The following is a 15,182-nucleotide window of genomic DNA, read 5'->3' as shown; positions in this document are numbered from 1 at the left end:
CCAAATTGACTTGTGCCTGTAGATATTTCCGGTTTTGGGCATCCCCCTCGCGATTGGTAGGATTCCGGGCGTCTTATGATAGAGTGACCCCATCACTGTTGAGCAGAGCCCAACTATGCGGGAAATTGATCAGACCGGCACGAGTACACCCCAAGAGCCTTGCGCAGGTGATGTTCATGCCTTTCTGGAGAGCCTGACCGGCCCGTCCCGTGGAACGGTTTCCTGGCTTGTTGACAGCGCATTGACTGTTTCTGTTGGCGAAGGCCGTGCGCTAGGTCTGCGCCTGAAAGACAACACACCGCCCCATGACGAAGATATCGCAACGCTTCAGTGGTCCGAGGGGGGCTATGTGCTCAACGCGCTGGCGGGGCAAGACATCTGGGTCAATGGCCACAAGATTGTGTCGGCAACGCTGAAACACGGCGACATGATCGAGTTTGGCGAATTGGGCCCGATCTCCCGATACCGCATTTGTACTCAGAGGTTTCCCATTCGTCACACGGTCGAGGATATCCTAAGTGACGCCTATGCTTATGCGCGGTCAAGTCGCCGACCCTTTGCCCAAAGAATGTCGGGTGCGCTGCGTGAGAGTGGGCGAAGGCTTGTTTCTCAAACCACTATGTTCTTCAGGATTACGGTGGTTGCAGCGATTGCGCTGATCGCAGGTCTGCTGTTCCTGCTTTATCAAAACGACCGTAGACTGGCCGACAGCCTGCAACAGGAAGCCCACAAGATCGAAGCGGTGTCGGCCATGCTTAGCCAGACGCGGGAAGATGTGCTGACCCCAGAAGACCTTGTGGCGTTGAGGGATGCCTTTCAGAACCAACTGATATCAACTGAGCAGCGGTTGGGTACCCTTGAACAGCGCGCGGGGGCGTCCACGCGGGTTATCACCGCCTCTACTCAATCCGTGGCTTTCATTCAGGGCGCCTACGGATTACGTCATATCGAAAGCGGTAAACTGCTGCGCCATGTGTTGGGGCCAAACGGAGAGAAGTTGCAAACACCCTTCGGTCAACCCTGGATCGAACCGGAGGCAACAGGTGAGCCCGCAGAGTTCCAGTTCACAGGCACCGGATTTCTGCTGGAGGGTACACCGCGGTTGGCCACCAACCGCCACGTTGCCTTGCCCTGGACATCCGGCGACAAGGCTCAGGCACTGAAAAACGCAGGTCTTGAGGCCGAGATGCTGCGGTTGCTGGCCTATCTGCCAGGTCAGGCCGACCCGATCGAGGCCACTTTAGACCGGTTCAGTGAAACCGCTGATCTGGCGCTTTTGTCGGTTGATCCAAGCCGTGTCGAAGGGCTGGGATTACGACTGGCCGATGACCTTCCTCGCAGCGGTGACGAAGTCTTTCTTCTGGGGTATCCTACTGGCCTGAAAGCGTTAATTGCGCAGGCGGGGCCGGAATTTCTGAAAACGCTCGAGAAAGACGGGTCCGTCAATTTCTGGACGATCGCCGCACGGTTATCTGCGCAAAACCAGGTTCAACCTCTCGCCAGCCGAGGAATCGTGGCGCAGACAAGCCCGGGTGCAGTCGTTTACGACGCAGAAACAACGTCAGGAGGAAGCGGAGGGCCGGCCCTGAACCGCAAGGGAGAGGTGGTCGCGATTAACGCCGCGATCCTGCCAGAGTTCGGGGGTTCAAACATCGGGGTTCCGGTTTTGCACCTGAAAACCTTGCTGAATGAAACTGTCAGCCAGTGATCAATCACTGGTCTGGAAAGGCGATTTTTGAACAAAGAATACGACCGTCAACGGAACGATCACAGAAATCAGGGCCACGGCGATCAACAGGTGTCCAAGTTGGCCGTAATCGGCAATCGATGTGACGACACCGGTTTCCGGGTTGGTTACCGCGCGCGACACCACGAAAATCTGGTTCATGTATTTCGTTGCCAAACTGCTGGCCGACAAGGCCATGTTGGTGAATGACGCCATGACGGCAAAGAAAGTTGCCTTCAGATGCACAGGAGCATTACGTGCGATCCAGGCCAGCATCGGAACCATCGCGATTTGACCCAGCGGAGATTCAACTGCGGTGTCGAGGATTGCAATGAACCTTGCGTCTACGATCCCGCCGGTATGCGCAGATGTCCATTCATGCACGCCGTAATACAGCGCAAGGTTGGGCAGGGCGAGGACCCCCGACGCGATGGTCAGAATGATAACGACCTGCGCAATCGAGCGGTTGGCCATAAACGGTCTCAGGACGATGAGCCCGACCAGTGCGAGCAGGGACGTCAGAAGCGCCAGGATTGCCAGGAACTGCTCGTCAAACCCCAACTCGTCGATTTCGAACCAGGTCAGCCCCGGCCCGGGCAAGGGAACTGCACGAAACACGAAAATGATTATCGCCGTACCAATCAGAGCCTTTGCCTGATTTGGGTTCAGTTCCTTCACCAAGCGCGACATCAGGTACAAGATCACACTCAGTGAGACTACAAAAATAGTTTCCTGGGCGAGTTGGAAATTCGATGTTCCCAACACGATACTCAGTACAACAAAGGCGAGACCGCCCAGCAGGATTGGCCATTTGACCTCGGTGGTTTCGTCAGGGGTATGCGGGGGATGACTTAGGCGAAGACGTTGACGCTGTATCAAACCGTGCAAAACCACACCGCTGACGGACAACAGGGGAATGACAAGCGCGATCAGATAGACGTTGCCATACAATGCAAGGCGGTCTGATTTCTGCATGCCCTCGGTTCCCGAGAACACCCAGATATTGACCGCGGCTACGGCTGCGAATCCCGAGAAAATGGCGATCCTGCCCAGTGTTTGCATTGTTGTATGCTGCGCACGGGTTTCCTCGGGCGAAAACGGCTGCCCGTCAGGGTTGATCTTTGGAACGGCCTCGACCGTCATCGCGTCGGCGACGACATCCTGAATGGCATAGCCGGAAGGCGCCAAGAGCAGGGCAATGATATACCAGTGTTCCAGCGGCATGACATCAGCCATATGTCCGGGAAAGGCTACAAGCCCGTACATGGTGAGCAGGGACAAGGTGATTAGGGTTGCCCCCAATAGGATCAGCAATGACTTCCACCGCCAAAACAGATCAACGATATGACCCAGTGGCATTTTCAAGATCCAGGGAAGCCCGGCCCAAAACGCCAAACCGGCTACAAAGGAAGCGGATAGGTTAAGATAGTCCTTAAGAAAAAAAGCGCCGACGACCGATGTCAGGCCAGAAACCCCGGCGGCAAAGTAGACCATGAGCGGTGGCAGGTAGGACCATCGCATCTGTCGCGCCAGATCAACAAAGGTTCTATGCCACCATGCAGAAAGCTGCGCTCCTGTAGAAGGTTGGTCAGTGGTCATGTTCACGTAAATCGCATCGCAGGATTTCCTTGACCCAATGATACAGGCTTACAGAAACGCGGACGCAAAAAGCAACAAACTGGTCACCACCCCAAAGAGGGGAACAACAAGTGGCACGCGGAACTGCGGTTCTTCGAATTCAGCCCGGGTCTTCAAAAGGATCAGTGAAAGATTGACCAGCACAAAGACCCCCAGAACAATTTGCGACGTGCGCTCGGCTAGAATGGCGATTGGAATCGTTTGGGTCAGCAACAGGATTATCGCCGTGACCATGATTGTCGCTACCGTTGGCGTCTGAGTGACCTGAGATACCGTAGCCAGAAACTTAGGCAAATGATCCCGATCCGCGAGCCCGTAAATCACGCGGGATGCCATGATCATCTGGATCAGAACACCATTGATCGTGGCTACGATGGCAATGGCCGAAAACCCCTGCTGGATAACCTCGGGCGCGTCCGTAAAAATCAGGGCCAGCGGAGCGGCGGACGTCGAAAGGACATTGATCGGCACCACATACAGAACAGTCATGGACGTGCCAAGATACAAGACCGTGGCCAGAATAAGCGTCAACAGGATCGCTTTCGGGATTGTTCCGGCGGGGTCTTTAACTTCTTCAGCGACATTCGCCATGTCCTCGAAACCGACAAAGGCGAAAAACGCCAGAAGCGAAGCGGCAAAAATCCCTCTCCAAGCGTTTGGGTCCAGCCCGGGAACCATCTGGGTGAGGGCATAGCCCTGAGGGTCTGGAAGGGACAGGCCCCAACTAATAACGACAAGTAGCCCGCTGATTTCTATGATGGTAATGACCGCCGCCACCATTACCGACTGCGTGATCCCCCATAGGGCGATCAGCCCCATGACCAGAACAACACCGATTGTCAGACTTGAAATGCCTAAGCCTGTAAGCGTTTGAAGGTACGACGCGGCCCCGATAGCCACGGCCGAGGCCGAGATGATGCCCGAGGCGGCCACCGCGAGACCGACCAGAACGGCCATCCAGCTTTTCTGAAACCCTGCTTCGACATAAGCGGCTTCACCCGCACTCACAGGATATCGGGTTGCCAATTCTGCGTAAGACAGGGCAGTCAGCGCAACAACAAGCGCAGCAATTAGGAACGAAACAGCGGCATACGGGCCCGCAATCCCGGCCGTCGCACCAACAAGCACGTAAATTCCGGCTCCAACGGTAACTCCAAGCCCATAGAGCGTGAGCAGCGGGGTCGTCAGCGCCCGCCGCAGCTTTGGTGTCTTTTGGTCAACGATGGACATCATCTATCCGCCAATTGCTTCGCTCCGCGTGTCTTAAAATGGCTTCGACGTTTCTGTACTTGGTTAGTTGCCTCGATCATATGCAGTGGCTGGCGTGCGTTAGGTTCCGAGGAGCCAGAGGGTAGTCGGCAGAAGAGCGCGCCTCGCATTTGCCGCGCCCGTGGAGTGAAACCTTCGCGCCGTTGAAGTACTGATCACCGGTAAATTTGCTTGGGGTCAGGCAGGTGAGCGTCGGGCCCGTTGATATATTCGTACTTCACTATGTGGTCACTTTGCGTGCTTTGATTCAGGTCAATGAAAGCGGATCGTCACACTGAATCGTAGACCGGTGCGCCTTTTACACGCAATGAACCGCCGAACTTTCTGAGCCTTAAGGAATGCGGTCAAGCAAGGAGTCTCGGGTGACCAAATGGGTCAAAAGCTCCAAAGACTGGCCCGCAGAGTTCGTTTCGATCATTCGTATCAACTCCTGCGCAGCTTTTTGACCCATTTCACGGTGGGGCACGTGAACCGTTGTCAGGGCAGGGCTGACAATGCGCGCGATTTCGATGTCGTCAAAGCCTGTAATCGACACGTCTTCGGGCACTCGGAGCCCCATTTTCTGCGCCTGCCTCAATGCGCCGACTGCCAGAACATCGTTTCCGCACAAAACTGCGGTCGGCGGCATGTCAGTCGCCATGAGATCCCTGAATGCCGTCGCGCCATTTTCGAATTCATACGTGGTTTCGATCACCATTAGGTCATCCGGCTGCAGGCCGTGCTCGGCCATGGCGCTTTTTATCCCTGCGATCCTGAGCCGCGCCCGGTCATTGCCCGAACTGATACCCGATATCGTCGCAAGACGTGAATGTCCCTGTCTGATGATCTGGTCTGCCAGCGCTTTCATGGCTTTGCAGTTGTCGAACCCAACGGACGGCACAGGTTTGTCCGGCAGAAAGGACCAGGCAACCAGCGCGGGCACTTTCCGTCTGTCCAGGTAATCATAAATATCTGCGTCCCTGTCATGACCAATCAATAACAGCCCATCCGCACCCCGTGCGACCAGGGTTCGGATCTGATCCTTTTCCGCTTCGGGCTCATAGGCTGAACTGGAGACCAGCAGCGTGTAACCACGCTGATGTATCTCTTCCTGAAACGCCTGCAACCCCCTTGCGAATATCGCGTTTTCCATGGTGGGGATGATGGCGCCAATGGTAAATGACCGCTTGGCCGCCATCACGCGGGCCGCGAAATTTGGCGTGTACCCCAATTCCTCGACCGTCGACAGGACACGCTTGCGCGTTGCTTCAACAACTTGTTGCGGGTTGTTCAGACACCGGGACACTGTCGCGGTCGAAACACCCGCGGCCTTGGCAACGTCATCCAGTGTCGGAGCAGACCGATGTTTTGACATTCTCGAACTCTCAATTCCAGTTGGCTTAAGTTAATCGCATTTTTCAAATGATGAAAGCACCAATGTAAGCGCTTGCAATATTGATGTAAGCGCTTACAAAGGTGTTGAGCCGATTCTGAACGGGAGTCCCGGAAATGGTCCTTGCTGCATCTGTCGTCGTTTTCGCGATCTATTTCGCCAACGTTGCTTTGGGTGCTTTTGCAGGCCGCGCGTTTCTTGGTGACGTAGGAGAGATGTTGGTTCTGTTCGCGGCGTCGATTTTGTTCGTTGTCGCGATTCTGAAAAAGGAAGCTGACCGAAACGCAACAGACGGCAGCTGAACTTTTGCTTGGGAGGGCAATTCATGAACAACGACGAGATTGAACTGGCGTCAACAGAACGTCGCAACTTTCTGAAGCTGAGCGCGAGTGGCGCGTTCACGGCCGCATTGGTTGCCGGGGCAGGGGGTGTTTTGTGGTCTTCCGAGGCTGCCGCGCAAACCGCAAAAGAAGAGAGTGAGCGCGAAAAGGCCGCAGACCACGTTATGACGGTGGCCACAGCCTATGTGCTGGGTGCGTCGCGCAGCTATCCGATCATGCAGCTGGATCTGAAGGAAAACATCCAGAATGCTACCAACGGCAAGGTCTATGTCAAATTGGCCCCCGGTGGTCAGCTTGGCGCGGGCGGTGCGCTGGTGCAGAAAGTACAGGGTGGAACCATTCAGGCCGCGCAGCACTCGCTGTCGAATTTTGCGCCTTTTGCGTCCACGGTCGACCTGATCAACATGCCGTATCTGTGCGGGTCGAACCAGCGCTTCACCAACCTTGTCCATTCGGACACGTGGAAAAGCGAAGTCCACCCCAAGGTCGAGGCGGCAGGCTTCAAGGCCCTGTTCTACGTGAATATCGATCCGCGTGTTGTCGCAGTCCGGCAGGGTGGCAATGCGGTCATAACACCGGGGGACATGGGCGGGATCAAGTTCCGCGTTCCCGGTTCGAAGATGCTGCAACAATACTATCGCATGGTTGGTGCCAACCCGACGCCTGTGGCATGGGGTGAAACACCTTCGGCGATCAAGCAGGGTGTTGCCGACGCGCTCGACCCGTCAGTTGGAGCACTGTATGTCTTTGGTTTCAAGGATATCCTCAGCCATGTGACCTTCACGCAGGCCGTTCCGGACAGTCAGGTTTATTCCTGTAATCTGGAGTGGTTCAACTCGATGCCTGCTGACGTGCAGGAAGGCATTATGTGGGGTGCCGAGATGACTGGCCATCAGAACCTGTCCAAGGTTCCGTCGGCGCGTGCTTACGCCATGTCCGAGCTAAACAAGGCAGGTGTTGAATTCCACTCACTCAGCGATGATCAGCTGGCGGAATGGCAGGATGCCGGTGGGTATCAGCGTTCGGAATGGGATCCTTTCAAGACGGAACTGGCCGGTTCGATGGACAACTTTGAGAAGCTGGTCGAAGCGGCCGGTACGCAGGGCAAATACTACGTCCACGACGCCTAAGGTGAAACCCGTGGGCGCCTGTCGGCGTCCACGATTCTTGTACCGCGCGGCCGACAGTGGCCGGTCAAGGCAGGTACGGACTGGGCTGTCCCATCGCCGGAGGATCAGATGACCGTTCTTCAGAACATTGACCGAAACGCCGAACGCTGGTTGCTGCTGGTGTTCTACGTGATGCTGGTGATCACCATGGCCATCGAGGTGCTGCGGCGCGAGATATTCGCCTATTCCTCGATCTGGGGCGAGGAAATCGTGCGGTATTCCTTTATCTATCTGGCTTGGATCGGTGCTGCTGCCGCGGTGAAAGAGCGCGCTCATATCCGGATCGATGTGATCATGCACTATGTCGGGCCGCGCCCCAAGGCACTGCTTTATATCTTCGGCGATCTGGTGATGTTCCTGGTGGCGATCATCGCACTCTATTGGTCGTATGAAGCCGTGCACGTTTCAGCCAAGTTTGGTTCCGTTACGGACGGATTGCGGATTTCCAAGGTTTGGTTCCTGATGGCCGTGCCGACCGGGTTTGCCCTGATGATCTGGCGGCTGATCCAATCCCTGTTGCGCGATCTGAAATGCCTTCGCGACGGCACGCCCGTCTTCGAAGGCGACAAACTGTTTGACTGAGGAGAGACCGGATGCTTTGGAACTCCCTCAATCAAACCGTTGAACTGGGCTGGGATTTTTATCTGCCGGTGATCCTGTTTGTTGCCCTGATCGCATTGGCCGTACCGGTTTGGGCGGCCATTGGAACGGCTGCGATCGTAATGCTGATCATGTCCGGTGACCTTCCTCTCAGCCTTGTCGGAGAGAGCCTGTTTACCGGCATCGACGCTTTTGCCCTGACTGCCGTGCCCCTGTTTATCCTGACCGGGGATGTTCTGGTTCGGACGGGGTTGTCACGCAAGTTTCTGGATGTTGCCGAGGCTTTGACATGCTTCGCCAAGGGCGGCTTCGGATCGGCCACGGTGCTGGTCTGCGGAATGTTTGCCGCGATTTCGGGATCGGACGCCGCCGGGGCTGCTGCGGTTGGCAGGATGACCATCAACCGGTTGGTGGAAAGCGGGTATCCGCGCCCCTACGCGTGTGCTCTGGTCGCGGCCGGTGCCTGCACCGGCATCCTGATACCGCCTTCGATCGCCTATATCATCATCGGCCTTGTGCTGGGTATTTCCGCATCGACTCTTTTTCTGGCCGCCCTGATCCCGGGTCTGGCTATCCTGGTGTCGATCCTGATCACCAACATCATCATGAACCGCCTTTATGCATACGAAGGCGGCGGCATGATGACCATGGGGGAGTGGTTGGCCAATCTGGGCAAGGCGCTCAGGTCTGGCTGGTATGCCTTTATCGTGCCGGGGATTATCTTTTATGGAATCTTTTCGGGCCGACTTACGCCGACTGAGGCTGGTGCCACGGCTGTTGTCGTCACCATCATCATGGGCTTCATCCTGCGTACGCTGACATTGGCGGATTTTCCGTCGATGCTGGTCAGCTCTGCAAAGGTGAACGGGGTGATCCTGCCGATCATCGCGTTTTCAGCTCCGCTGGCCGAGGCGCTGGCGATCATGGGTGTTCCTCAGGGATTTGTCACTTCGGTGACCTCGCTGACAGACGACCCATATCTGCTGATCCTGTTGATGATCGGCATCCTGATCGCAGCGGGCTGCGTCATGGAGACGACGCCGAATATCGTCATCCTAGCACCTATCCTGAAACCACTGGCGGACAATATCGGCATGAACGAGATACAGTTCTGCATCATGATGATCACCGCGCTGGGAGTGGGTTTTATCACCCCGCCGCTGGGGCTGAACCTGTTCGTCGTATCTGGCATTACCGGTGAATCCATTCTGAAGATTGCCGCCCGAGCCGTGCCTTTCGTATTGACCATGCTGATCGTGGTGATCCTGATCGCCTACGTGCCAGCCGTGTCGACAACATTGCTACCTGAAATCTACCAATAGGACCTGCTGAACATGCCTCGTGAATATCTGAAAAAGGCAACTTTAACGGCTCAATCACACGCCTCAGAGGTGCATGATACGGTGAAGACAATTCTGACCGATATCGAGGCGGGCGGTGATGCAAAGGCAAGAGAATACGCCGCCAAGTTCGACAAGTACGAAGGGAATGTCTTGCTGACCCCGGCTGAGATTGAGGCCGCCTGTGCAAAAGTTTCCGAAAAGCTGAAAGCCGACATCCGTTTCGCCCACGACAATGTCAGGCGCTTTGCCGAGACGCAGAAAGCCACCGTTTCGGACGTCCAGACCGAGATTGTGCCAGGCTTCGTTGCTGGGCAGAAGGCAATTCCAGTGGATGCTGCAGGGTGTTACGTGCCAGGGGGGCGATACAGCCACATCGCCAGTGCGATTATGACAGTGACCACCGCGAAAGTTGCGGGATGTCGCCACATCACGGCGTGCTCGCCCCCGCGTCCCGGCGAAGGGGTCGCGCCTGCCATCGTTTATGCGGCGCATATCTGCGGGGCCGACAGCATTCTGGCCATGGGGGGCGTGCAGGGCGTTGCCGCCATGACCTACGGCCTGTTTGGTCTACCGCGCGCCAACATCCTTGTGGGCCCCGGCAATCAGTTCGTGGCCGAAGCCAAGCGCATCCTTTACGGCAAGGTTGGTATCGACATGATCGCAGGTCCGACCGACAGTTTGATCCTTGCCGATCAGTCCGCCGATGCGCATGTCGTCGCCACCGATTTGGTCAGTCAGGCCGAGCACGGATACAACTCGCCGGTCTGGCTGGTCACCGATGATCGCGACCTTGCGCAAAAGGTGATGGAACTGGTGCCTGCGCTGATCGCCGATCTGCCGGAATTGAACCGCGAAAACGCCTCGGCCGCATGGCGCGATTATGCTGAGGTTATCGTCTGTTCCAATCGCGAAGAGATGGCCGCCTGTTCCGACGAATACGCACCTGAGCATCTAACGGTTCAGGCTGAGGATCTGGATTGGTGGCTGGAACGGCTGACCTGTTACGGATCGCTGTTTCTGGGCGAGGAAACAACCGTGTCATACGGAGATAAGGCGACCGGTACGAACCATGTTCTGCCAACCTCGGGCGCGGCCAGCTATACTGGCGGGCTGAGTGTCCATAAATACATGAAGATCGTGACGTGGCAGCGGGCTACCCGCGAAGGGTCAAAGCCCATCGCCGAAGCGACCGCGCGGATATCGCGGTTGGAAGGAATGGAAGGTCACGCCCGTGCCGCAGATGTGCGTCTTGCAAAGTATTTCCCGGACGAGCAATTCGACTTGACCGCCGATGGATGACCCGCGCTCATTGTTTGACCTGACTGGCCGGGTGGCGTGTATCACCGGTGCCAGCTCGGGACTTGGGCGGCAAGTGGCACGGACTCTTGCCGCGGCAGGTGCGCGTGTTGTCGGCGTGGCCCGGCGCGGCGAGGCATTGGCGCAGATGCAGGCCGAGATTGGCGCGCGCGCTGCAACGGTTGTTGAAGACGTTGCAGATCGAGATGGGGTAAATGCGTTGACACAGGCCGTCGCTTCCAAGTTTGGCCCCCCCGACATTCTGGTCCATGCGGCTGGGCTGAACACGCGTGAGGCCGCCGATGATGTTACTCCTGAGGGGTGGGACGCCACGCTTGCCCTGAACCTGAGCGCGCCGTTCTTCCTTAGCCAAGCCATGGTGCCGACAATGAAGGAAAAGGGGTGGGGGCGAATTGTCAATTTCGCCTCGCTGCAAACAACGCGCGCTTTTCCAGGTGGTATCGCCTATGGCGCGTCCAAAGCGGGGATCGGGCAGTTGACACGCGCCATGGCCGAGGCGTGGTCGCCCTTTGGCATAAACGCCAACGCCATCGGACCGGGGTTCTTTCCCACCGAACTGACGCAGGCTGTGTTCGACGACCCCAAGCGCGCGGAACGGAACGCCGCGCAAACCTGTATCGGACGCAATGGGCGGATGCAGGATATCGACGGGCCGATCCTGTTCTTATGCTCTCGGGCGTCTGACTATGTCACGGGACAGGTTCTGATGGTTGACGGAGGGTTTACTGCCAAATGAAGGCTCTGGTTTACAAAGGTGTTGAACACATGGTGTTTGACGATGTGCCGAATGCCGAACCGGGCGCATCGGAACACCTGATCCGGGTCGAGGCGGTTGGCATCTGCGGATCGGACATGCACGCCTATCTGGGCCATGATGCACGTCGCCCAGCGCCCCTGATCCTCGGGCACGAGGCAGCCGGTGTCATAGCTGATGGTATCCGCGCCGGTGACCGGGTGACGATCAACCCGCTGGTAACCTGTGGCCAATGCGCGGCATGTCGGGCGGGTCGCGAGAATCTGTGCCCGGACCGCCAGATCATCTCGATGCCACCGCGCGAAGGGGCGTTCGCGCAATATGTCTCGATGCCAGGCAGAAATCTTGTCGACGTGCCCGATGATGTCCCTTTCGCCAAGGCTGCGCTGGCTGAACCTCTGGCTGTAAGCTGGCACGCAGTCAGACTGGGGATCGAGGCTCTGCATTCTGCGATGGACCGCCGCGCCTTGGTGATTGGCGGAGGGGCCATTGGCCTTGCGGCGGCCTTGGCCCTGCGGGCGCAGGGTATTGAAGACGTTACAATCGCGGAACCAAACGCGTTGCGCCGGACTTATCTGGCGGAAATCGAAAGTTTTGCACTTGTGGATGCGCCTACTGGGTCTTTCCCGTTGGTCGTTGATGCTGTTGGATATGCCGCGACACGGTCGGTCGCTTCGGCCCTGGTCGCGCCGGGTGGCGTGATCGCGCATGTCGGATTGGGTGATGATGCCGGAGGTCTGGACGTGCGTCGCATGACCTTGCAGGAGATCACCTTTATCGGAACCTACACCTACACCGCGCAGGATTTCCGCGACACGGCTCAGGCGATCTTTGACGGCCGTCTTGGCGCCCTGAATTGGGTTGATGAGCGTGCACTGGCCGATGGCGCGCAGGCGTTTCGCGATATCCGCTCTGGCTCTGTAGCCGCACCAAAGATTATCCTGAGACCCTGGGGATAAACCTGACAGAACTGGAGGCCACCATGTATAAGAAAATTCTGGTCCCGATGGCTTTGGATCACGGCATATCACAACATACGCTGGAGGTCGCGCGTGCCTTGTCCGAAAACGGGGCCGAGATCATCGGATTGCATGTCTACGAAATGCCACAGGGATCAGTCAGCGCCTATCTCGACAAATCCGCAGTGGCCGAAGGGTTCGAACGCGCGAGGCGGGCATTGTTGCAAAAAGTTGACGGGCTGGATGGTGTGAAAGCCGAAATTATCAAAGGACACACCGCCCGCACCATCATTGACTACGCGACCAGCAACAATGTGGACTGCATTGTTATAGGTTCGCACAAACCGGACCTGAGCGACTACTTTCTGGGATCGACAGCGTCACGCGTTGTTCGTCATGCCCCCTGCGCTGTACATGTGCACCGCAGAACCTGATTTCCTTAATCGCGCCAAGCGCCCCAACAGGACCAACAGCCCGACCATGAACATAGACAAGAAGATAACCGACGATCTGGTGGCCAACGATATCTCGTTCGTCACCACCGTCCCGTGCAAGCAACTGGCGGGTGTCATCGCTGAAATCGACCAGCGAGAGGGCATCCATCACATCCCGTCCAACAAGGAAGACGAGGGGATGGGCCTGTGCGCCGGGGCATGGATGGGCGGCAAGCGTCCCGCGATCATCATGCAAAACACCGCAATCGGTGTGACGATTAACACACTGGCGACACTGATCCAGTTTTATCGCATGCCATTGCCGATGCTGATTTCCTATCGCGGAGAGCTGCGCGAACCGGTTGCCTGCCAGGTTGAAATGGCTGTGCATACCAAAGCGCTGCTGGCTCAGCTGAATATCCCGACTTATCACTTCCACCATCAGTCAGATGTTGAGGAACTCGACGCGATCCTCAAATACACCTTTATGTGCAACAAACCGGTCGCCATTCTGACCGATGCCAGTTTCTGGGGAGGCTATGGCGACCAATGATCCGCTCTGAAATTCTGAAAGAAATCGCTCCGATCCTGCGCGATCAGCTCGTTGTTTGTAACATTGGCATTCCAAGCCAGGAGCTGCACGCCATCGACGACCAGCCCACCAATTTCTACATGCTGGGCACGATGGGGCTGGCCTCATCTATTGGCTTGGGGTTGGCCTTGTCGCAGCCCAAGCCGGTTATCGTGATCGATGGGGACGGGTCGGTCCTGACCAATCTGGGTACCTTGCCGACCATCGCCAATAACGTGGCGGACAACTATATCCTGTTGATCGTCGACAATGGCTCTTACGGGTCCACTGGGGATCAGCCGACTTATGCCGGGCAGAAGACCTCTCTGGCGAAAATGGCGGAAGCCGCGGGATGCGAGCGAGTAATCGAATGTCAGGCCGAAGACACCGGCCGCGTGCTGCAAGAAGCGCTGGATTCGAAACAGATGACCATCATCGTGGCCAAGTGCGAAAGCGGAAACGCCAAGATGCCTGTTATCACTATGGATCCGGTGGTGATCCGCGACCGGTTCATGAAGGCCGTACAGGCCTGATGCTATCCAGCGCTATCCACAGTTCCGAAGACGCCCGCCGCCTGGCGCGGCGGCGTCTGCCGTGGATGGTGTTTGACTATATCGATGGGTCTGCCGGGGCCGAGGTTGGCGCAGCCCGAAACAGGGCTGCACTGGATGCGCTGATCCTTCGCCCTCGGATTCTGAAAGATGTCAGTGAAAGGTCGCTGGCTTGTTCCGTCTTTGGCGGGTCGACCCAACGCCCGTTTGGAATCGCACCGATGGGTATGTGCAATCTGTCGGCCCCCGGTGCAGATCTGATGCTGGCACGTCTTGCGGCGCGGTACGAGGTGCCGCTTGGGGTCTCAACCGTCGCATCGACCCCGTTGGAAGACCTGATTGTCGAGGCAGAAGGACATGCTTGGTTTCAACTGTATTTCAGCGGCGATGGCAGTGGCACGTTCAAGCTGGTCGAGCGCGCAAAGGCTGCGGGGTACGAAACGCTGGTACTGACGGTTGACGTGCCCGAAGTGGGGCGTCGCCCGCGCGAATTGCGCCATGGGTTCAGGATGCCGTTCAAAATGGGTCCGAAACAGGTGCTTGATTTTGCGCTTCATCCGCGGTGGTCGCTGTCGACGCTGCTGCGGGGTAAGCCCGAAATGGCGAATTTCCTGATGGACGGATATGATTTTGATCGCCGGGAAAGCCGGGCCAGGGCGACTTGGGAGACTTTGGCCCGTCTGCGCGACCAGTGGGCCGGGAAACTGGTGGTCAAGGGCGTTCTGGATGCAGAGGACGCGCTGAGCCTCAGGTCGGCAGGTGTCGATGCCATTCAGGTCTCAAGCCACGGTGGGCGCCAGTTGGACAGTGCGCCAGCGCCGATTGCCGTATTGCCAGAAATTCGGAACGCCGTCGGTCCGGATTATCCGCTGTTTTACGACAGCGGTTTGCGCTCGGGCGAGGATGTTTTGAAAGCGTTGGCAAACGGGGCAGATTTTGCCTTCTTCGGCCGCATCCTGCAATTTGCAATCGCGGCAGAAGGGGAAGAAGGGCTTGAGCAGCTGTGGTCTGTGCTGAGTGATGAAATGAGTATTGCCATGGCGCAGATGGGCGTTTCTTCGCTTAACGAGGTGCGACGCGTAACCTGAAACCAGTTTTGGGAACGACCCGAGGCGTACCTGCGAGTCGTTCCTTTGCT

The 15,182-nt window shown here is 57.1% G+C and carries 15 protein-coding genes; 12 read left to right on the top strand and 3 right to left on the bottom strand.

Features of this window, described 5'->3' with window-relative positions; all coding sequences use genetic code 11:
• Window positions 1-115 precede the first annotated feature (115 nt).
• Complete coding sequence (locus ACR0LL_RS04605) at window positions 116-1,708, top strand: trypsin-like peptidase domain-containing protein (RefSeq protein WP_480584317.1); 1,593 nt, start codon at window positions 116-118, stop codon at window positions 1,706-1,708.
• On the opposite strand, the gene ACR0LL_RS04600 is transcribed toward ACR0LL_RS04605, so the two are convergent.
• The 3 genes from ACR0LL_RS04600 to ACR0LL_RS04590 form a co-directional block, all read right to left on the bottom strand.
• Window positions 1,709-3,325 carry an MFS transporter gene (locus ACR0LL_RS04600; RefSeq protein WP_480584315.1) on the bottom strand — a complete coding sequence of 539 codons (1,617 nt, stop codon included), beginning with the start codon at window positions 3,323-3,325 and terminating at the stop codon, window positions 1,709-1,711.
• Between the two features lie 48 nt (window positions 3,326-3,373).
• Window positions 3,374-4,594, bottom strand: a complete 1,221-nt coding sequence (locus ACR0LL_RS04595) for an APC family permease (RefSeq protein ID WP_480584313.1) — start codon at window positions 4,592-4,594, stop codon at window positions 3,374-3,376.
• A gap of 370 nt (window positions 4,595-4,964) precedes the next feature.
• A complete protein-coding gene (locus ACR0LL_RS04590) occupies window positions 4,965-5,987 on the bottom strand; it encodes a LacI family DNA-binding transcriptional regulator (RefSeq protein WP_480584311.1) in 1,023 nt (340 codons plus the stop codon).
• 134 nt (window positions 5,988-6,121) lie between these two features.
• On the opposite strand from ACR0LL_RS04590, the gene ACR0LL_RS04585 reads away from it, so the two are divergent.
• The 11 genes from ACR0LL_RS04585 (at window position 6,122) to ACR0LL_RS04535 (ending at window position 15,132) form a co-directional block, all read left to right on the top strand.
• Window positions 6,122-6,307 carry a hypothetical protein gene (locus ACR0LL_RS04585; protein ID WP_267366030.1) on the top strand — a complete coding sequence of 62 codons (186 nt, stop codon included), beginning with the start codon at window positions 6,122-6,124 and terminating at the stop codon, window positions 6,305-6,307.
• 23 nt (window positions 6,308-6,330) lie between these two features.
• On the top strand, window positions 6,331-7,476 hold the full coding sequence (locus tag ACR0LL_RS04580; protein WP_267366029.1) for a TRAP transporter substrate-binding protein: 1,146 nt from the start codon (window positions 6,331-6,333) through the stop codon (window positions 7,474-7,476).
• A gap of 108 nt (window positions 7,477-7,584) precedes the next feature.
• A complete protein-coding gene (locus ACR0LL_RS04575; RefSeq protein ID WP_209503870.1) occupies window positions 7,585-8,097 on the top strand; it encodes a TRAP transporter small permease in 513 nt (170 codons plus the stop codon).
• A gap of 11 nt (window positions 8,098-8,108) precedes the next feature.
• Window positions 8,109-9,437 carry a TRAP transporter large permease gene (locus ACR0LL_RS04570; protein ID WP_267366028.1) on the top strand — a complete coding sequence of 443 codons (1,329 nt, stop codon included), beginning with the start codon at window positions 8,109-8,111 and terminating at the stop codon, window positions 9,435-9,437.
• Between the two features lie 12 nt (window positions 9,438-9,449).
• The gene (gene hisD, locus ACR0LL_RS04565; RefSeq protein ID WP_209503872.1) at window positions 9,450-10,757 is read left to right on the top strand and encodes a histidinol dehydrogenase; all 1,308 of its coding nucleotides are present in this window, start codon (window positions 9,450-9,452) and stop codon (window positions 10,755-10,757) included.
• Window positions 10,750-11,511, top strand: coding sequence for an SDR family NAD(P)-dependent oxidoreductase (locus tag ACR0LL_RS04560; protein ID WP_480584309.1), 762 nt, complete (start codon window positions 10,750-10,752; stop codon window positions 11,509-11,511). The genes hisD and ACR0LL_RS04560 overlap by 8 nt, the downstream gene beginning before the upstream one ends.
• Complete coding sequence (locus tag ACR0LL_RS04555) at window positions 11,508-12,488, top strand: alcohol dehydrogenase catalytic domain-containing protein (protein WP_480584307.1); 981 nt, start codon at window positions 11,508-11,510, stop codon at window positions 12,486-12,488. The genes ACR0LL_RS04560 and ACR0LL_RS04555 overlap by 4 nt, the downstream gene beginning before the upstream one ends.
• Window positions 12,489-12,511: 23 nt before the next feature.
• Window positions 12,512-12,922: a universal stress protein gene (locus ACR0LL_RS04550; RefSeq protein ID WP_480505127.1), complete on the top strand. Its 411-nt coding sequence runs from the start codon at window positions 12,512-12,514 to the stop codon at window positions 12,920-12,922.
• Between the two features lie 46 nt (window positions 12,923-12,968).
• Entirely contained in the window at window positions 12,969-13,475 is a 507-nt protein-coding gene (comD, locus tag ACR0LL_RS04545; RefSeq protein ID WP_480537898.1) for a sulfopyruvate decarboxylase subunit alpha, read from the top strand.
• On the top strand, window positions 13,472-14,026 hold the full coding sequence (comE, locus tag ACR0LL_RS04540; RefSeq protein ID WP_209503877.1) for a sulfopyruvate decarboxylase subunit beta: 555 nt from the start codon (window positions 13,472-13,474) through the stop codon (window positions 14,024-14,026). Before comD ends, comE begins: the two co-directional genes overlap by 4 nt.
• Window positions 14,026-15,132, top strand: coding sequence for an alpha-hydroxy acid oxidase (locus ACR0LL_RS04535; RefSeq protein ID WP_480584305.1), 1,107 nt, complete (start codon window positions 14,026-14,028; stop codon window positions 15,130-15,132). Before comE ends, ACR0LL_RS04535 begins: the two co-directional genes overlap by 1 nt.
• Window positions 15,133-15,182: the final 50 nt, after the last annotated feature.

The organism is Ruegeria sp. AI2 (genome assembly GCF_056541275.1).
The sequence above is the reverse complement of the archived record's forward strand: the minus strand, read 5'-3'. Positions and strand labels throughout refer to the sequence as shown.

Bases quoted from the DNA above. Each gene is read 5' to 3' on its own strand.
- ACR0LL_RS04600 (WP_480584315.1), bottom strand. From the start codon at position 3,325: ATGACCACTGACCAACCTTCTACAGGAGCGCAGCTTTCTGCATGGTGG.
- ACR0LL_RS04555 (WP_480584307.1), top strand. From the start codon at position 11,508: ATGAAGGCTCTGGTTTACAAAGGTGTTGAACACATGGTGTTTGACGAT.
- ACR0LL_RS04585 (WP_267366030.1), top strand. From the start codon at position 6,122: ATGGTCCTTGCTGCATCTGTCGTCGTTTTCGCGATCTATTTCGCCAAC.
- ACR0LL_RS04535 (WP_480584305.1), top strand. From the start codon at position 14,026: ATGCTATCCAGCGCTATCCACAGTTCCGAAGACGCCCGCCGCCTGGCG.
- ACR0LL_RS04595 (WP_480584313.1), bottom strand. From the start codon at position 4,594: ATGTCCATCGTTGACCAAAAGACACCAAAGCTGCGGCGGGCGCTGACG.
- ACR0LL_RS04550 (WP_480505127.1), top strand. From the start codon at position 12,512: ATGTATAAGAAAATTCTGGTCCCGATGGCTTTGGATCACGGCATATCA.
- ACR0LL_RS04570 (WP_267366028.1), top strand. From the start codon at position 8,109: ATGCTTTGGAACTCCCTCAATCAAACCGTTGAACTGGGCTGGGATTTT.
- hisD (WP_209503872.1), top strand. From the start codon at position 9,450: ATGCCTCGTGAATATCTGAAAAAGGCAACTTTAACGGCTCAATCACAC.
- comE (WP_209503877.1), top strand. From the start codon at position 13,472: ATGATCCGCTCTGAAATTCTGAAAGAAATCGCTCCGATCCTGCGCGAT.
- ACR0LL_RS04605 (WP_480584317.1), top strand. From the start codon at position 116: ATGCGGGAAATTGATCAGACCGGCACGAGTACACCCCAAGAGCCTTGC.
- ACR0LL_RS04560 (WP_480584309.1), top strand. From the start codon at position 10,750: ATGGATGACCCGCGCTCATTGTTTGACCTGACTGGCCGGGTGGCGTGT.
- ACR0LL_RS04580 (WP_267366029.1), top strand. From the start codon at position 6,331: ATGAACAACGACGAGATTGAACTGGCGTCAACAGAACGTCGCAACTTT.
- ACR0LL_RS04590 (WP_480584311.1), bottom strand. From the start codon at position 5,987: ATGTCAAAACATCGGTCTGCTCCGACACTGGATGACGTTGCCAAGGCC.
- ACR0LL_RS04575 (WP_209503870.1), top strand. From the start codon at position 7,585: ATGACCGTTCTTCAGAACATTGACCGAAACGCCGAACGCTGGTTGCTG.
- comD (WP_480537898.1), top strand. From the start codon at position 12,969: ATGAACATAGACAAGAAGATAACCGACGATCTGGTGGCCAACGATATC.